Here is a 16,971-nt window from a genome sequence, read left to right on the forward strand (position 1 = left end):
GCCGCTCACACCTTGCAGGTTTGGCCCGAGCCCACGCCCGAGAAGGTCTTGACCACACGGAACCCCTTGTCGTCTACCGTCGCGACATAGATGTTCTGCGTCACGTGGCGCGCACCCATGACCACGTCGCCGCGTGGACCGCTGTAGCTGGCGCCATTGCTGGCCTTGTCCATCTTCTCGAGGTCCAGAGATTTCGCCCGGTTGGCGATGGTCTCGAGCATCATGGCGCCCTCATAGACCGACTCGCCCAAGGTGCTCAGTGTGGGAGCCTGGGGGCCGAACTTCTTGAAGTACGCATCGGAGAATGCCTTGGCGGCAGGCGTCTGGATGTTCGCAAAATAACCCGCGCTGGAGTACAGATTCCTGGCGTTGGCGATGCCGATGCCGGCCAGGGTGTTTTCTTCCAGCAAGGAGCCGAGCCGGATTACCTTGTCCGACAGGCCCATGCTCGCGAAAGCCTTGTTGAAGGTGACCGAAGCACCACCGACCAGAGACACCAGAACGGCATCCGCACCACTGTCGCGGATGCGTGCCAGGCTGGCATCGAAGTTGTCGACGGTGAAAGGGAGGTACTCGTCGCCAACGACCTTTGCACCGGTCTTGGTGATGTACTCGCGTGCTGCTGCGTTGGTGTTGCGACCCCAGACGTAGTCGTTGCCGATCATGTACCACTTGGTCGGCTTGCGCTCCGAGGCAATCCATGGGATGACGGGTTCGAGCTGCTGCTGAGGGGTTTCCCCGCTGAGGTAGGTTCCTTTGGCACATTCGCCACCTTCATACACCGGTGTGTAGAAGTACGGCACCTGCCCCTTGAAGAGCCCCACCAGCGCACCACGGACTGCGCTGTCGTGCATGCCGATGACCGCCTGGGCTTTCTGTCCCTTCCAGAGCTTCAGCGCCGCTTGGGTGACCTCGGCAGGAGGAAGGCCTGCGTCACCGAACAGGGGGTTGATCTTCTTGCCCAGGATGCCGCCTCGGGCGTTGATGATCTCGAACGCGAGTTCGGCGCAAGCCTTTGAGGACGGACCGAACAGTCCCCCAGGCCCGCTCATGGGAATCATGACGGCCACGTTCAACGCGGACTGGGCCCGGACCAGAGCGGGGCTGGCTAGCGCTGCGAGGGTTGCGCTGGTGATGAAGGTACGACGCTGCATGGTGAAGCTCCTGTGGAAAAAAGAGGTGTCGGAACGCTGAAAGCTCAGCGCATCCAGGGGGCGGTTTCCGTGGGGAACAGTGGTTCGATCGCGCTGCCCAAGGACAGAAGCAACCTGTCGCTGCCGGGCATGCCATCCAGGGCCAGGCCGACGGGCAGCCCGTCGCTCAACCCGATGGGCAAAGTCAGACCGGGCAGCCCTGCGTTGCTGCCCGGGTCGGTGTTGCGGATGAAGGTGGGGAACACGGGCTGAGCTTGGCCGTTCAGGACGACGTCCGTGTTTTCGCCGGCTGGGGCGGCCAGGGCGGGCGTCGTGGGAAAGACCAGGGCATGAACGCCCGCGCTCAGGAAGGCCTGCGCATACAGGTTCTGCAGTTGCTGTCGGCACGCCATGGCCTGGCCGTACGCCGCCTCGGAAATGGCACCTTCGCCCAGCAAGGGGGTCACGATGGCCCGCACGTCGGGACTCTTGACGCCCACCACCAGCGCATCGAAACCGATGCCGCGCCCGGCGTACGCGAGGTAGTCCCGCATGTCGCGAACGAACTCGTGCAGGGCGATGGGGAATCCGGTGGACGCATTCAGGGCGGCCACGCCGGGCAGGTCCACCGGCACCAGTTCGACGCCGGCGGCACGGAGCCTGTCGAGGGCGGCTTCGCTCACCGCCCGGACGCCGGGGTCCAGGTCTTCCCAGAAATGCTGGGCGGGCACGCCCAGCCGAACGCCTGCGAGCGACACCGTGAACAGCGGGGACGGGCCCTGGGTCAGGACCGCGTCCAGCAGCGCGCAGTCCTGCACACTGCGGGCCATGGGTCCGGGGGTGTCCCGGGTGGTCGATATCGGCGCAATACCCCGGCCTGGGACGCGACCGGCCGTGGGCCTGAGACCGACCAGGCCACACAGGGCGGAGGGGACCCGAACCGATCCCCCGGTGTCGGTGCCGATCGCCGCCGGCACCAGACCCGCGGCGACGACGACGCCACAACCGCCGCTGCTGCCGCCCGGCATGCGGTCGGTGTTCCAGGGGTTGCGCGCCGTTCCGGTGGTGGCGTTGTCCGTCGTGACGCCGAATGCCAGCTCGTGCATGCTGGCTTTGCCGGCCACCAGCGCGCCCGCCGCCCGCAGGCGCCGGACCACTTCGGCGTCTGCCACCGGCACCGAGCCCTGCAGGCTGCTGGTGCCGGCGGCGCAGGGATGGTCGGTCGAGTCGATGTTGTCCTTCAGTGCAATGGGCACGCCCAGCAAGGGCAGGTCTTCGCCGGCCGCCATCCGGGCATCGGCCGCCGCAGCCTGCTTCAGCAGGGTGTCCGCGTCGAAAGTGGCATAGCCCTTGAGGGCCTGTTGGGCGTTCGTCCGCTCGATCAGCGCCTGTGCCAGCGCCAGGCTGGTCAGCGTGCCCGCGCGAAAGCGGGCGCGGATTTCGTGGATGCCGAGTTGGGTGGGGTTCATGGACTCTCCGATTGCGATTGATGCGCATCGTAGGTAGCCCCTGTGCGAGCGTCACCCCACAGGATTGATAGGGTCACCCTGTTCCATGGCGCTAGGGAAGTCACCAATGCGGGTCCAGAGATGCAGCCCTAGGATGGTGCGCGCCATGCCCTGCATGGTTTTTGCTAATCGAAGCCCATGTACCTCTCCACATCCCAAACACGTGCCCTTGGTGAGGTGATGCGCCTGCTCGCGCAGACCCAGGATGCCGATGTGCTTCGCGCGGAGTTGGCGCTGCCGATGCTGGATCTGCTCAACGCCGACACCTATGTGTCGTTCACCTGGAACGATGAGTGCCGGCGCTTTGAGCGGGTGAAGTCCCTGAACCACTCCATCGAGAACCTCCGTGCCTGGGACGAGTACTACCGGTTCATTGACCCGCTGACCTTTCCGATGATGGAGCGGCGCCACCCCACCTTGGCCACCCAGATTCTGGGCCAGGCGGATCTGGTGCGTACCGAGTTTTTCAACGATTTCCTGGCCAAGGACCGCATGCACTGGGGCGTGAACCTGTACGTGTTTGCCGACGGCGTGTGCACCGGGGACATGCGCATCTGGCGCCAACGCAGCAGGGGCAATTTCGACGCCAGTGAACTGGAGGCACTGCGGTTGGTGGAGCCCGCTTTCGCCTGTGCGATGGCACGGCTGAGCGAGGCCCGCAAACCTGCGCTCGCACCGGCCCCGCCTGAGCAGCTCGTGGACCTGCTGCGGCGCAAGACGTCGCTGAGCGCACGCGAGGCCGAAGTCGCGTCCTTGGTCCTGGTGGGGTGCCCGGACAAGCAGATTGCCAGGGAGATGAGCGTCGGTTTTCCCACCGTCCGGTTTCACTTGTCCAACGCGTTCAAGAAGCTGCACGTCGAGAACCGCACACAGCTGGCCGCCCGCATCCAGGAGCTCAGCGTCGACAACATCCCGGCGGTGCACTGAACCAGCGCAGAGGCTTGCTGAGCGACCGCCCCCAGCGTTCGGGTGCCCCGTAGCGGTGCCGAACCCCTTTGGGGTGGTTCCCTTCAGCAGGACCCCGTCGGCATCGTGGATACGGGTCGAGGTCGGGCCGAGTGAAGGCGAGCTTGCTCGCCAATGGGGGCGAGGAGGAGGATGTCTAGGCCTTGGCGCTGGGCCGCTCGGCCACTTTGTCGCGCCAGGCCTGCAGCGCGGCAAAGCCCTGTTGACCCGCGTTGAAACGCATCAGCTTCGCGAACTCCAGCGCGCAGAAGGCCGTGATGTCCGCGATGGTGAAACGCTCGCCGGCCACCCAGGGCTGGCGCTGCAGTTCGCCGTCCAGCCAGGCCGCGGTCTCGCGCAGTTTCTCGCCCTGCGAGCGGCCGAACTCGGGAAACTGCGGCTGCTCCAGCGGCGCCAGCCCCGGGTGGGTGTGGCGCACGCAGTTGGCGATGGGCAGCAACAAATACCACTCCACGCGGCGGTCGGCCATTTCGATGAAGGCGCGCTCGGTGGCGTCCACGCCCATCAGGTTGGGCTCTGGGTGGCGGCCCTCCAGGTAGGTGCAGATGGCGCGTGTTTCGGTGAGCACGCGGCCGTCGTCGAGCTCCAGCGCGGGCACGCGGGCCAGCGGGCTTTTGGCGCGGTAGGCATCGCCTTTGTGCTCGAGCGCGTTCAGGTCCACGTCGACGAGGTCCAGGCCGTTGATGCCTTTCTCCACCAGGAACATGAGCACGCGCCGCGGGCTGGGCGCGCGGGATGCGACGTAGAGCTTCATGCGGCGCCTCCACCCGGCTTCAGGCTCTGGCCGGTCTCGACCATGCTGCGTGCCTCTTCGGCGAACTTTTGCGCACCCGCGTCGCCGTCGCGCGTGAGGTCCACCTTCGATGGTGGCATTTCGATGCCGCGCGCCACCGCGGGGCGCGCCCGGATCGCATCGCGCCAGCGTTTGAGGTGCGGCAGGTCGTCCATCTCCACACCCGACCAGCGGTGCGTGCGCACCCAGGCCCAGTTGGCGATGTCGGCGATGGAGTAGTCGCCGGCCAGGTATTCGTGGTCTTTCAGCTGGCCGTCGAGCACGCGGAACAGGCGTTTGCTCTCGCCCTGATAACGGTCGATCACGGCCGGGATCTTCTCGGGAAAGTAGCGGAAGAACACATTGGCCTGGCCCATCATGGGCCCGATGCCGCCCATCTGGAACATCAGCCACTGGATCACGCGCGAGCGGCCCCTGGCGTCCGTGGGCATGAGGCGGCCGGTCTTTTCGGCCAGGTAGATCAGGCAGGCGCCCGACTCGAACACCGCAAAATCGTCGGCTTCGTGGTCGACGATGGCCGGGATGCGGCCGTTGGGGTTGATGGCCAGAAAGTCGGGCGTCTTCTGCTCCCCGGCCGTGAGGTCCAGCACCTTCAGCGTGTAGGGCAGGCCCAGCTCTTCGAGCGCGATGGACACTTTGTGCCCATTGGGCGTGGCGGCTGTATAGAGGTCGATCATGCGGCAGCGTCCCGTTGCAATGAAAGCCGCATGGTAGACAGGCGGGCACCCGCCAGCTGTCGCCTGCGGGCAGGTGCGCCGGAGACGCTCAGCCCCGGGCGGCTTCCAGCACGTTGCGCGTGCGCAGGGCCTCGCTGCGCGCGGCGGCGGCAAAATCTTCACCGCTGGACGCGTAGAGGATGGCGCGTGAACTGTTGACGATGACCGGTCCGGTGGTCGCGTCACCCTGCCGGCGGTAACCGGCGCGAACGGTGGCCACAGCGTCACCGCCCTGCGCGCCCACACCGGGAATCAGCAGCGGCAGCGTGGGAGCCAGTTCACGCACGCGCTCGATTTCTGCGGGGTAGGTGGCGCCCACGACCAGGCCGAGCTGGCCGTTCAGGTTCCACGGCCCTTGCGCGAGCCGGGCCACGTGTTCGTACAGCAAGGGCTGGCCGTCCACCGAGGCCAGGCGCTGGTTCTGCAGATCGTCGCCGCCGGGGTTGGAGGTGCGGCAGAGCAGGAACGCGCCCTTGCCGTGGTACTTCAGGTAGGGCTGCACCGAGTCAAAGCCCATGAAGGGCGAGAGCGTTACGGCGTCGGCGCCGTAGCGCTCGAAGGCCTCGATGGCGTATTGCTCGGCGGTGCTGCCGATGTCGCCGCGCTTGGCGTCCAGGATCACCGGCACCTGCGGCGCCACCGCGCGCATGTGGGCCATCAAGCGTTCGAGCTGGTCTTCGGCACGGTGGGCGGCGAAATAGGCGATCTGCGGCTTGAAGGCGATCACGGTGTCGGCCGTGGCCTCGACGATCGCGGCGCAGAAATCGTAGATGCGCGAGGCATCGCCCCTGAGGTGGGCAGGAAACTTCGCCGGGTCCGGGTCCAGGCCGACGCAGAGCAGGGACTGGTTCTGGCGCTCTGCCGCGCCGAGCATGTCGAGAAAGGTCATGGCCCAATTTTAAGGTGGCACCCGGCGACAGGCGGCCATTGGAAAGCCCCCTAAGATCGGACCGATGCACGCCCTGTCCCGCCAGCAACTCGCCCTGCTCGTCCTGCTCACCCTGGTCTGGGGCCTCAACTGGCCGATCATGAAGATCGGTGTGACCGGCTTTCCGCCGCTCAGCTTCCGCAGCCTCTGCATGTGGCTGGGCCTGCCGGTGCTGGGCTTGTTTCTGGTGTGGCGCAAGGTGCCGTTCCGCATTCACCGAGAACACTGGCGCGAGCTGGCCGTGCTCGCGGTCACCAACATGTTCTTCTGGCACACGCTGGCGATCCTGGCGATCCAGTCGCTCTCCAGCGGCCGGGCGGCGATCCTCGGCTACACGATGCCGGTGTTTTCCGCACTGCTCGGTGCGGCCTGGTTCGGCCAGCGGCTGGCGGGCCGTGCCTGGTTTGGCGTGGCCGCTGCGGCGCTGGGCGTGGTGTTGCTGCTCTGGCACGAAGTCAGCACCCTGTCGGGCCGGCCGCTGGGGGTGTTCATGATGCTGGTGGCGGCGGCCACCTGGGCGCTGGGCACGCAGCTGATGCGCCGCACCCGTATCGCACACCCGACACTGGCGATCTCGTTCTGGATGACCGTCGCCACCGCGCTGTGGATGACGCTGCTGGCCGTGGTCTTCGAGCGCGACGCATGGACCCTGCCCTCGGCACCCATCTGGGCCACCATCGTCTACAACGCCATCGGCGTGTTTGCGTTTGCCCAGGTGGTCTGGCTGATGCTGGCGCGCGACCTGCCACCCATCGCCTCCACGCTTTCGGTGATGTTCATTCCGGTGCTGGGCGTGTTCAGCGGCGCCTGGTGGCTGGGCGAGGTGCTGCACTGGCAGGACTGGGCCGCGGTGGTGCTGGTGATGCTGGCGATTGCGACGGTGTTGTGGCCGGCCCGACCAGCGAGCCCGGCCCTCGGCTGAGATCGGCAGTTACACCGGTCAGGGCCACGCCGCCGCGGGATGCGTGGCCGTCAGCGGCCGGGGGAAAAGCTCGCCAGCGATGACCTGCAGCAGATCCAGGTAGGCGGGCGCCAGCTGCGACGGCAGCTGCCGGGTGTCGATGTAGTAGGCACCGCGCTTGCCGTGGTATTCGATGGCCTCGCCCAGGGCCCGGAATCGGATCCCCACAAAAGCCAGCCCGCGCGCCAGCCGGGGCTCCATCATCACGAACACGTGGTGGCGCTGCGTCTCGTGCGACAGGGCGATCGCCGCCATGTACAGGCCGACGGCAATGGCTGGAAAGCTGCGCAGTTCCTGTTCTGAGAACCCACCGGCCACGATGGCGCCTTCGGCGGCGTCAGCGGACTGTTTGCGGAACACCGCGGGCACCGCCAGGCGCGAGATCTCGCAGACTTCGTGCGGAGCAAAGTGGTGTGGCTGCAGGCTGGGGTGGCTCAGTGCCTGGGCACAGTGGGTCTCCAGTGGCAGGCGGTCGTGGGCTCCGCGTTTGCCCACCAGCCGCACCGTGCCGGCCAGCACGCCCGAGCGGCGGTGGCGCACCGCGCAGTGAATGGCCTGGGCATCAAACGGATCGCGCTCTTCGCGCAGGGGATGCAGAGCCTCGTAGCGCAGCTCTTCGCAATACACCCGGTGCCGCAGACGGTAAATCTCCCGGCGCTGGAGTTCGCTGCGGGCGATCTGCGGTTGCAGGTGCTGCATGAAGGCCTCGGCGATGCCGAAAGTGGCTGGGGCCGCCGCTGGCAGGACCGGGTTCGACGGTTCAGCCTCAGCGGGCGGGCGTTGCAGCGCAGGGTCCGACGGGGCCGTTACGGACAGGGATGGGGTTTTCATGGTGGCAACACGGAATGACACCCTCAAGCGGGCGGGTCAGTGTTGCCTCGGGCGCCGGGCGAACGGCGCCAAACGGCGTCAGATTTGACAGGGACCGGTCATGGGCTCCAAGCGCCCCCATACCCGTCCTTGGCGCGTCAGTTAGCCGCGGAGCGATCGGGTGATGCGGCGGCGGCCGTCTCCAGCGCCAAGCACAGGTCGGCCCAGGCCTTGGCCTTGTCGCCGGGTGTGCGCAGCAGGTAGGCCGGGTGGTAGGTCACGATGACCGGCACACCCTGGTAGCGGTGCACCTGCCCGCGCAGCTTGCCGATGGGTTCGCTGGTCTGCAACAGCGACTGCACAGCGAAGCGCCCCATGGCGAGGATGATCTTCGGCTGGACCAGCGCCACCTGGCGCGCCAGGTAGGGCTCGCATTGCGCCACTTCTTCGGGCAGCGGGTTGCGGTTGGCGGGCGGGCGGCACTTGAGCACGTTGGCGATGTAGGCGGCCTGCGCGCCACTGCCGGTGCGGCTGCGGCCGATGGCGCGCAGCATGTTGTCGAGCAACTGACCAGCCACGCCCACGAAGGGTTCGCCCTGAAGGTCTTCGTTTTCGCCCGGCGCCTCACCGATCACCATCCAGTCGGCCTGGCGATCACCCACGCCAAACACGGTGTTCTGGCGGCTGCGGCACAGGCCACAGGCTTCGCAGCCCGCGACGGCGGCTTGCAGCGCCGGCCAGTCCATGGTGTCCACACCCGCCGGGCGAAGTCGGACCGGTGCGGCAACCGGCTGGGGTGCGGCCACCACCGCTTCGTTCATCGGCGCCCGCACCGGTGCGGGCCGCGTGGCGGGTGCGGCGGGTGCTGGCACTGACGAAGGTGCGGGAGTGCGCGCCACCGCAGCGGGTGGCACTTCGGCCGCCACGGGCGCTGTGACCTGCGCGGCCACGGGCGGCCGGGGTGCCCAGACGCGCACCCCCATCTCGGCCAGCATGGCGCGCTGGCGCGCGTCGAGCTGCGGCACGAACGAGGTGTCGGGCTGGTCGGCGGTGTCGTGGGTCGTGGCGTCGTTCACTGGGGTACCTTCGCCCTGCGGGCTGCGTTGCGAGCTTGCTTGGCAGCGCCCGGCGCTGCGCTCATTGGACCACCCTCCGCACTGCGCACTGCGGGGCTGAGCGCCTTCGGAACGGCCGGGCGGCGCTCATGCCGCTCTCCCGCCACTCGCCAGCGCCACCAGGTTCAGGCTCATGACCACCGCGTCTTCGCGCTGGAAATGGCTGGCCGGGTAATAGCCGCGGCGCACGCCCACCTGCTGGAAGCCATAGCCTTCGTACAGGGCGCGTGCCGGTGCGTTGCTGGCGCGCACCTCCAGCCACAGCCACTGCGCCCCCTGGCTGCGCGACCACAGCACCAGCGCGTCGAGCATGAAACGCGCCCAGCCCTGGCGCTGGTGCGCCGGGGCCACGGTGATGTTGAGCAGGTGCACCTCGTCCACGCCGGGCATCGCCACCAGGTAGCCGAGCAGTGCGCGGCCATCGGCCCGCCGGGGATGCACCGCCTCGCCCGGCAGGGCCTCGCCCAGCAGCATCACCGCCGGATAACCCGAGGCCAGCGAATCGGCAAAGTGTTTGTGTGTCCAGGGGTGGGTGTAGGCGGATTTTTCCACCTCACACACTGCGTCCAGGTCGGCAGCGGTCACCGGCTCGAAGGCGATGCGCCGCTCCGCGGCCGGTGCGGGGCGCGCGCTGGCGCCGGTCTGCGGCCAGTCGCCCGCAGACCACACCGGCACCTTCGGCGCGCTGGCGGAAGAAGCCTCGACAGACCGGTTCGTGTTCGCCATCGGTCGGCCTCTCAGGCGTCCAGCGGCGTCACCGCCGACACGGGCGCGGACAGGCGCACCAGCTGCTCCAGCCGCAGGCGTTCGCGCTCGGCCGTGGTCTGCGCCACCTTGTCGCGCACGTAGAGCGGCAGCGCCTCGTGCGCCGCCACCGCACACCCGGCAGCGAGCAGCGCTGGCGCCAGCCGCAGCAGGGCTGCGGCCGTGGGCAGGGCGGTCTGGCGCTCGCCGGCCAGGTCGCTGAACTGCACGCCGTAGCTGGGAAACACATTGCCGGCCAGCAGGCAGTCGTCGGGCGTCAACGCCTGCGGCAAGCCTTGCTGCAGCCACTCCCCCAGATCGGCCGGCGCGCACAGGCGCGGCGGCTGCAGGGGCACCGGATCCAGCCCCAGCGGGCCGCAGGCGTAGAGCGCCACATACATCTCGTCCATGCGGGCATCGAGCAGGGCCGCGATCACGCGGGAAGGCGCCTGCCCGGCCAGCGCCCGCTGGTGGCGGGCTTCTTCGGCCAGCGCCAGCAAGGTATCGACCGGCAGGACCGGCACACCGCCTTCGCGCCCCGCACCCTGGGCGCCGTAGGCCAGCCCCTGGGCGACGGCACACGCGGTGCGCAAGCCGGTGAACGACCCGGGACCGCGCGCAAACACCAGCGCGTCCAGTTCCGGCAGCGTCCACCCGGCCTGCGCCAGCAGCGACTGCACCACCGGCAACAACGTCGCCGAGGCTTGCGCAGCACCCGGTCCGGTGTGCTGCCACGGCGCCTCACCCGGCGCGCCACCACCCACCGCCACCGAGAGGGTGTCGGTGCTGGTTTCGATGGCCAGCAGGCGCAGCGGGGGAGAGGCAGGGGAAGCGGCAGAAGGCATCCGGCCATTATCGGCGAGCCACATCCGGGGCCGCGTTCGTCGGGACATCCACCAAGTCGTGAGCAATGGCGCTGTTGCGCGATGCGGCCGCCGGGCGGGGCCGTTGAAGCGCCCCTCCGGTTCCATAATCCCTGCCATGTCGACCACCCCGCCTACCGAACGCCCCCGGCGCCCGCGCCCCACCCCCGGGGGCGCCTGGTGGCGCGCGCTCGGCGCCGGCCTGCTCGGCGCCCTGGCGCTCCCGGTCGCGGCGCTGGCCGATGACGCCCTGCCCCCCACGGTGCAGGCCGCGCTGCGGCGTGCCGCGGTGCCCGCCAGCGCCGTGTCGGCCCTGGTCGTGCCGGTGTCCGGCAACAGCGGCGAGCGCCTGCGCCACCGCGCCGGGCAGCCCATCAACCCGGCCTCGGTCATGAAGCTGGTGACCACCTACGCCGCCATCGACCTGCTGGGCCCCGACTTCACCTGGCGCACGCGCTTCTACACCGACGGTGTGGTGGACAACGGCGCCCTGCGCGGCAACCTCTACATCCAGGGCGGTGGCGACCCCAAACTGGTGCTGGAGCGCATCCAGACGGCTTTTTTCGCCCTGCAGGACCGGGGGGTGCAGGTGGTGCTGGGCGATGTGGTGCTCGACCACAGCGCCTTCGAGCTGGCCGCGAGCGATCCCGGCGCCTTCGACGGCGAGGCCCTGCGGCCTTACAACGCCAGCCCCGACGCGTTGCTGGTGAACTTCAAGTCGGTGGTCCTGAAATTCCAGCCCGACAGCGCCCTCGGTGTCGCCCATGTGCTGAGCGAGCCGCCCATGGCGGGGCTGATCATCGACCCCACCGTGCCGCTCTCGCGCAAAGGCTGCGGCGACTGGCGCGGCGCCTTGCAGGCGCGGTTTGACGACGCCAATGCCATCCGTTTCGAGGGCCAGTACCCGCTGGCTTGCGGCGAACGCGTCTGGCCCGTGGCCTACCAGGACCCGGCCAGCTATGCGGCGCGCGCCCTCGAAGGCCTGTGGCGCGCCAGCGGCGGCGCCCTCACCGGTCAGGTGCGCAACGGGCTCACCCCGCCCGGCGCCACCCTGTTGCACGAAGCCCATTCGCTGCCGCTCTCGGACATCATCACCGACGTCAACCAGTGGAGCAACAACGTGATGGCGCAGCAGGTGTTCCTCACGCTGGGCCGGCTCAACCCGGTGCGGCAGGAGGCGCGCACCGTGCCGCGTGAACACTTCACGCCGCTGCGCGCGGGGCGGTTCGAGCGCTCACGCGACGTGGTGGCCCGTTGGTGGACAACCACCTTCGGCATCCGCCATGCGCCCCCGGTCATGGACAACGGCTCGGGGCTCTCGCGCGACGAACGCATCACCGCCGACGCGCTGGCCGGCCTGCTGCGCCACGCCGCGGCCCATCCCAAGGGCGCGCAGTTCGTGCAGTCGCTGTCGGTGGCGGGCGTCAGCGGCACGGCCGCGCGCATGGCGCGCTCGCCGCGCAGCGCCGCACGGGGCAACGCCTGGCTCAAGACCGGCACGCTGCGCGACGTGACCGGCGTGGCCGGTTATGTGAATGCGTTGAACGGCACGCGCTACGCGGTCGTGGGGTTCATCAACCACCCGAACGCCAGCGCCGCGCGGCCGGCGCTGGAAGCGCTGGTGGAATGGACCGCTGCGCAGCCGGACTGAGCGCCCGGGATGCGCTGGCTGTATTTCTTGTGCCAGCAGCCAGACCAAGCCGCCCATCGCCTGGGGCAGCGCAGCGACAACGGCCCAGCCCGACAGGCGGCGGTGTTTCACCTCACGCCGATGCGCGTTGCAGGCGGTCGCGCACGCCGTCCCAGTCGGCGCCTTCGGGCGGCGTTTCCACCCAGATGAGCTTGACGCCCGTGGCATCGAGCTCGCGCAACACCGCAAACAGCGCCTGCGCGGCCTGGGCGGCGTCGTCGGGCATGCGGCGCAGGGCCACGCCACGCGCCGTTTTCAGGGGCGCGCGGGCATAGACCGCGATGTGTTTCGCGTCCGGGCCCAGCACGTCGAGTGCCGCCTTCAGCTGCGGTGCCGCCATCAACCGAACCTTGGCGCGCGGCGCGTAGTGCGATTCGAGCGTGCCGGAGGCGCGCGGCGCGGCCTCGTCGCGCGCGCGCAGCGGCTGTCCGCAAGCGGCTTCGATCTGCGCTGGCGTGATCAGGCCGGGGCGCAGCAACACCGGGGCGCCGCGCGAACAGTCCACGATGGTGGACTCGATGCCCACCGGGCAGGCGCCACCGTCCAGGATGAGCAGCGCGTCGTCCGGCAGTTCAGCGAACTCTTCGGCCACGTGCGCGGCGGTGGTGGGGCTGACGCGGCCGAAACGGTTGGCACTGGGCGCGGCCACGCCGTGCACACCGTGCGCGCGCGCCGCGCGCAGCAGCGCCTGCGCCACCGGGTGCGAGGGGCAGCGCAGGCCCACCGAATCCTGCCCGCCCGCGGCCACCGCCGCCACCTCGGGCCGGCGCGGCAGGATCAGCGTCAGCGGACCGGGCCAGAAAGCCTGCATCAGCGCGGCGGCAAACGCCGGCACCTCGCGCGCGAACGGCGCCACTGCGGCGCGCCAGCCGCCCGCCTCGGCAGGCGGAATGTGCACGATCAGCGGGTGGTCGCTCGGCCGGCCCTTGGCCTCGAAGATGCGCTGCACCGCGCTGGCGTTGCCGGCATCGGCCGCCAGGCCATAGACGGTTTCGGTCGGCATGCCGACCAGCGAACCCGCGGCGAGGCGCTGGGCGGCGGATTCGACAGCCGCCGGGTCGCTGGCATGCAGACAGAGCGACATAGAGTCAGGGAAGCGCGGGGAGGCCCAGCAGTGCCAGCACCCGGGCGGTGGTCTCGCGCACCTGCGCCACCGAGCTGCCGGTGATGTTCAGGTGGCCCATCTTGCGGCCCGGGCGCGCACTGAGCTTGCCGTACAGGTGCAGGTGGGTACCGGGCAGCGCCAGCACCTGCGCCCAGGGCGGCGACACCGGCCGCTCGCTGGCCTGAGGGCGCACACCATTGGCGTTGAACCAGAGGTCGCCCAGCAGGTTGACCATGATGGCCGGGCTGTGCTGGCGCGGCACGGGCAGCGGCAGGCCGGCCAGTGCGCGCACCTGCGCCTCGAACTGCGAGATGTCGCAGGCGTTCTGCGTGTAGTGGCCGCTGTTGTGCGGGCGCGGCGCCATTTCGTTCACGATCAGGTCCGCGCCACCCTGACCGTTGTCCACCACGAAGTACTCGACGCACAACACGCCCACGTAGTTCAGGTGGTTCGCGATCGCCACCGTGCTGGCCTGCGCGCGTGCGGCCAGGTCGGCCGGCACGGCACCCTCAAACACCTCGGTGATCGCGAGGATGCCATCGTGGTGCGTGTTCGCCTGCACCGGGAAACTCACCACCTGGCCGCCGGCACCGCGCGCCACCAGCACCGAGCACTCGCTCTGCAGCGGCATCAGCTTTTCCAGCACGCAGGGCACGCGGCCCAGCTGGTCCCAGGCGGCGGCGAGTTCTTCGCGGGTCTTGACACGGATCTGGCCCTTGCCGTCGTACCCCAGCCGCGCGGTTTTCACGATGCCGGGCAGCAGATCGGCCGGCACCGCGGCCAGCAACTCGCTCGACTCGATGGCCGCGTAGGGCGCGGGGAAGACGCCGCTGATCGGGCCACAAGCGACGAAGTGCGCCTTCTCCTGGATGCGGTCCTGCGCCACGGCCACGCAGGCCGAAGACGGCGCAACCGGCCGGTGTGCGCCCAGCGTGAGCAGCGCGGGGGCGGGCACATTCTCGAACTCGGTCGTGATGGCATCGCAGCGCTGCATCAGCTGCGCCAGGCCCTGCTCGTCGTCGTACGGCGTTTCGATGTGGTAGTGGCTGATCTGCCCGGCCGGGCTGGCCGGGTCCGGATCCAGCACCGCCGTGAAATAGCCCATGGCTTGCGCGGCCTGCACGAACATGCGGCCGAGCTGGCCGCCGCCCATGACACCCAGGGTCATCTGCTGGCCACGGTCGGACAGGGCGCCGGGCAAAAGGGGTTTGAGGCTCATGGGATCAAGAAGGCAATGTCATCTGGCGGGCCGCATCTGTCTGAGCAGCGCGGAAGGCTTCGAGCTTTGCGCGCAGGGCCGGGTCTTCGTTGGCCAGCAGGGCCACGGCAAACAGTGCCGCGTTGGCCGCACCGGCAGCACCGATGGCGAACGTAGCCACCGGCACGCCCTTGGGCATCTGAACGATGGAGTGCAGCGAATCGACACCCGACAGCGCTTTCGACATCACCGGCACACCCAGCACCGGCACCACGGTCTTGGCCGCGATCATGCCAGGCAGGTGCGCCGCGCCACCGGCGCCGGCGATGATGGCCTTGAGGCCGCGGCCGACGGCGGCCTCGGCGTAGGCAAACATGTCGTCGGGCATGCGGTGCGCCGAGACCACGCGCGCCTCGTGCGCAATGCCGAAGTCTTTGAGGATCTGCACGGCGTGCTGCATGGTGTCCCAGTCGCTGCTGGAACCCATGACCACGCCCACCTGGATGGAACTCATGGAGGGGCTTTCTGCCGGGCGCCCGAAGGGCCGGCGTGGGGGACCGGTTCGGGAAATCGGCCCCGCTCCGGTAAAGTGTCGATTTTACGTTTCGCGCCCCGCCGTCGGCGATGTGCGCCCATTTCCAGAGCCTTTCCCATGATCAACGTCACCGTCGCCAACTTTGAAACCGAAGTCATCGAAGCTTCGATGCAAACGCCCGTGCTGGTCGATTTCTGGGCCCCCTGGTGCGGCCCCTGCAAGGTCATCGGCCCGTTGCTGGAAAAAATCGAGACCGACTACGCCGGGCGCTTCAAGCTGGTGAAGATCGATTCCGACGAGGAACAGCAGCTCGCCCAGGCCTTCGGCATCCGCAGCATCCCCACCTGCGTGCTGCTCATGAACGGCCAGCCGGTCGACGGTTTCATGGGCGCCTTGCCCGAAGGCCAGATCAAGGAATTCCTCGACAAACACCTGCCCGCGGCCGAAGAAGTGGAAGCTGCCGTCGAAGAAGCCGCGGCGCTGGACGCCCTGGCCGACGGCGACGTGGAAGGCGCTCTGGCCAAGCTGCAGCAGGCGGTGCAGACCGACCCCAACAACGACGACGCGCGTTTCGACCTCGTGAAGCTGCTGCTGGAGCTGGAACGCGACGACGAAGCCAAGGTGGCCTTCGCCCCGGTGATCGCCAAGTCCTTGGCCGTGCGCCGGCTCGACTCGCTCAACCGCTGGATGAAGGCGCGCGATGCGCAGGACGGTGTGGCCGACCCCGAAGCGCGCGCCGCCGAGCTGCAGGCCAAGATCGCCACCAACAAGCGCGACTTCGACAGCCGCTTCGCCCTCGCCCAGCTGCTGATGGCGCACAACCAGTTCGTCCCGGCCATGGACGAGCTGCTGGAGATCCTGATGCGCGACAAGGCCTGGAGCGAAGAGCTGGCGCGCAAGACCTTCATCGCCATCCTCGACATCATCGAACCGCCCAAGCCCAAGGTGGCCGAAGGCCAGGTGCCACCGGAAGACCCGACCGTGGCCACCTACCGCCGGCGGCTCTCCAGCGTGGTGCTGAGCTGACGCGCGCCGGTCGCGCACCAGCCAAAGCACGACCACCCGGCGGGCGCCCACCACCCCCCCCACAGATGGGAGCCCCGCATGTCTCGACCCGACCCCTTCTTCCGCGAAGCCGGCGCCGGCCCGGGCGTGGTGTGCCTGCACTCGAACGCCAGCCATTCAGGCCAGTGGCGCGAGCTCATGGAGCTGCTGTCGCCGACCTGCCATGTGCTGGCACCCGATGGTTACGACGCCGGCAAAAGCCCGGCCTGGCCGGCCGACCAGCCCCTGCGACTGGACGATGAGGTCGCGCTGCTGGCGCCGGTGCTCGCACGCGCCGGTTCGCCGCTGGTGCTGGTGGGCCACTCCTACGGCGCGGCGGTTGCACTGATCGCAGCGCTGCGCCACCCCGGCCGGGTGCGCGCCCTGGCGCTGTACGAGCCCACGCTGTTTTCGCTGCTGGAACAGGAAGCCCCCGCGCCGAACGAGGCCGACGGCATCCGCCACGCCGTCGCGGCCGCGGGCGAGGCGCTGGACCGCTGCGACACCGACAGCGCCGCCGGGCATTTCATCGACCACTGGATGGGCCCGGGCAGCTGGGCGGCCACGCCCGCCCCACGCAAGCCCGCCATGGCCGAATCGGTCCGGCAGGTGCGGCGCTGGGGCCATACGCTGTTCAACGAAGCCACAACGCTGGCGGACTTTTCTGCGCTCGATGTGCCGGTGCTCTACATGGTGGGCGGGCGCTCGCCCGCGTCGGCGGGCGGCGTGGCCCGCCTGCTGTGCGCCACCCTGCCACAGGTGGAACGGCTGACGTTCGACGATCTGGGCCACATGGGGCCCATCACCCACGCCCCGGTGGTGAACGCGGCAATTGCCCGCTTTCTGACCGGGCTCTGAACGA

The 16,971-nt window shown here is 69.1% G+C and carries 17 protein-coding genes; 5 read left to right on the plus strand and 12 right to left on the minus strand.

Features of this window, described 5'->3' with window-relative positions; translation table 11 throughout:
* Nucleotides 1-5 precede the first annotated feature (5 nt).
* A complete protein-coding gene (locus ACN5W5_RS07360; RefSeq protein ID WP_420047877.1) occupies nucleotides 6-1,154 on the minus strand; it encodes a substrate-binding domain-containing protein in 1,149 nt (382 codons plus the stop codon).
* 44 nt (nucleotides 1,155-1,198) lie between these two features.
* Nucleotides 1,199-2,602, minus strand: a complete 1,404-nt coding sequence (gene iaaH / locus ACN5W5_RS07365; protein ID WP_420047878.1) for an indoleacetamide hydrolase — start codon at nucleotides 2,600-2,602, stop codon at nucleotides 1,199-1,201.
* Nucleotides 2,603-2,821: 219 nt separating this feature from the next.
* On the opposite strand from iaaH, the gene ACN5W5_RS07370 reads away from it, so the two are divergent.
* Nucleotides 2,822-3,568 carry a helix-turn-helix transcriptional regulator gene (locus tag ACN5W5_RS07370; protein ID WP_420047879.1) on the plus strand — a complete coding sequence of 249 codons (747 nt, stop codon included), beginning with the start codon at nucleotides 2,822-2,824 and terminating at the stop codon, nucleotides 3,566-3,568.
* Between the two features lie 175 nt (nucleotides 3,569-3,743).
* Here ACN5W5_RS07370 and ACN5W5_RS07375 read toward each other — a convergent pair whose 3' ends face one another.
* The 3 genes from ACN5W5_RS07375 to pyrF form a co-directional block, all read right to left on the minus strand.
* Nucleotides 3,744-4,361 carry a glutathione S-transferase family protein gene (locus ACN5W5_RS07375; RefSeq protein WP_420047880.1) on the minus strand — a complete coding sequence of 206 codons (618 nt, stop codon included), beginning with the start codon at nucleotides 4,359-4,361 and terminating at the stop codon, nucleotides 3,744-3,746.
* A complete protein-coding gene (locus tag ACN5W5_RS07380; protein WP_420047881.1) occupies nucleotides 4,358-5,077 on the minus strand; it encodes a glutathione S-transferase family protein in 720 nt (239 codons plus the stop codon). The genes ACN5W5_RS07375 and ACN5W5_RS07380 overlap by 4 nt, the downstream gene beginning before the upstream one ends.
* 88 nt (nucleotides 5,078-5,165) lie before the next feature.
* Complete coding sequence (gene pyrF, locus ACN5W5_RS07385; protein WP_420047882.1) at nucleotides 5,166-6,005, minus strand: orotidine-5'-phosphate decarboxylase; 840 nt, start codon at nucleotides 6,003-6,005, stop codon at nucleotides 5,166-5,168.
* A 64-nt stretch (nucleotides 6,006-6,069) separates the two neighbouring features.
* Here pyrF and ACN5W5_RS07390 point away from each other — a divergent pair, with 64 nt between their 5' ends.
* Nucleotides 6,070-6,966, plus strand: a complete 897-nt coding sequence (locus ACN5W5_RS07390) for a DMT family transporter (protein WP_420047883.1) — start codon at nucleotides 6,070-6,072, stop codon at nucleotides 6,964-6,966.
* Between the two features lie 18 nt (nucleotides 6,967-6,984).
* Here ACN5W5_RS07390 and ACN5W5_RS07395 read toward each other — a convergent pair whose 3' ends face one another.
* From ACN5W5_RS07395 to tsaB, 4 genes are all read right to left on the minus strand, one after another.
* Nucleotides 6,985-7,836, minus strand: a complete 852-nt coding sequence (locus tag ACN5W5_RS07395; protein ID WP_420047884.1) for a PEP-CTERM/exosortase system-associated acyltransferase — start codon at nucleotides 7,834-7,836, stop codon at nucleotides 6,985-6,987.
* 137 nt (nucleotides 7,837-7,973) lie between these two features.
* Nucleotides 7,974-8,810 (minus strand): uracil-DNA glycosylase, encoded by an 837-nt coding sequence (locus ACN5W5_RS07400; protein ID WP_420048173.1) that lies wholly within the window; start codon nucleotides 8,808-8,810, stop codon nucleotides 7,974-7,976.
* 207 nt (nucleotides 8,811-9,017) lie between these two features.
* Nucleotides 9,018-9,656, minus strand: coding sequence for a ribosomal protein S18-alanine N-acetyltransferase (rimI, locus tag ACN5W5_RS07405; protein WP_420047885.1), 639 nt, complete (start codon nucleotides 9,654-9,656; stop codon nucleotides 9,018-9,020).
* 11 nt (nucleotides 9,657-9,667) lie between these two features.
* Nucleotides 9,668-10,486: a tRNA (adenosine(37)-N6)-threonylcarbamoyltransferase complex dimerization subunit type 1 TsaB gene (gene tsaB / locus ACN5W5_RS07410; protein ID WP_420048174.1), complete on the minus strand. Its 819-nt coding sequence runs from the start codon at nucleotides 10,484-10,486 to the stop codon at nucleotides 9,668-9,670.
* Between the two features lie 169 nt (nucleotides 10,487-10,655).
* On the opposite strand from tsaB, the gene dacB reads away from it, so the two are divergent.
* Nucleotides 10,656-12,188: a D-alanyl-D-alanine carboxypeptidase/D-alanyl-D-alanine endopeptidase gene (dacB, locus tag ACN5W5_RS07415; protein WP_420047886.1), complete on the plus strand. Its 1,533-nt coding sequence runs from the start codon at nucleotides 10,656-10,658 to the stop codon at nucleotides 12,186-12,188.
* A 112-nt stretch (nucleotides 12,189-12,300) separates the two neighbouring features.
* On the opposite strand, the gene ACN5W5_RS07420 is transcribed toward dacB, so the two are convergent.
* From ACN5W5_RS07420 to purE, 3 genes are read right to left on the minus strand one after another with little or no spacing between them, the layout of a single operon-like run.
* Complete coding sequence (locus tag ACN5W5_RS07420; RefSeq protein ID WP_420047887.1) at nucleotides 12,301-13,311, minus strand: L-threonylcarbamoyladenylate synthase; 1,011 nt, start codon at nucleotides 13,309-13,311, stop codon at nucleotides 12,301-12,303.
* A gap of 4 nt (nucleotides 13,312-13,315) precedes the next feature.
* A complete protein-coding gene (locus ACN5W5_RS07425) occupies nucleotides 13,316-14,551 on the minus strand; it encodes a 5-(carboxyamino)imidazole ribonucleotide synthase (RefSeq protein WP_420047888.1) in 1,236 nt (411 codons plus the stop codon).
* A 4-nt stretch (nucleotides 14,552-14,555) separates the two neighbouring features.
* Complete coding sequence (purE, locus tag ACN5W5_RS07430; protein ID WP_420047889.1) at nucleotides 14,556-15,044, minus strand: 5-(carboxyamino)imidazole ribonucleotide mutase; 489 nt, start codon at nucleotides 15,042-15,044, stop codon at nucleotides 14,556-14,558.
* A gap of 138 nt (nucleotides 15,045-15,182) precedes the next feature.
* Here purE and trxA point away from each other — a divergent pair, with 138 nt between their 5' ends.
* Together trxA and ACN5W5_RS07440 are read left to right on the plus strand one after the other, a co-directional pair.
* A complete protein-coding gene (gene trxA / locus ACN5W5_RS07435) occupies nucleotides 15,183-16,091 on the plus strand; it encodes a thioredoxin (RefSeq protein ID WP_420047890.1) in 909 nt (302 codons plus the stop codon).
* Between the two features lie 78 nt (nucleotides 16,092-16,169).
* Nucleotides 16,170-16,967 (plus strand): alpha/beta fold hydrolase, encoded by a 798-nt coding sequence (locus tag ACN5W5_RS07440; RefSeq protein ID WP_420047891.1) that lies wholly within the window; start codon nucleotides 16,170-16,172, stop codon nucleotides 16,965-16,967.
* Nucleotides 16,968-16,971 lie beyond the last annotated feature (4 nt).

The organism is Hydrogenophaga sp. ZJX-1 (assembly GCF_048590325.1).
Taxonomy (GTDB): domain Bacteria; phylum Pseudomonadota; class Gammaproteobacteria; order Burkholderiales; family Burkholderiaceae_C; genus Hydrogenophaga.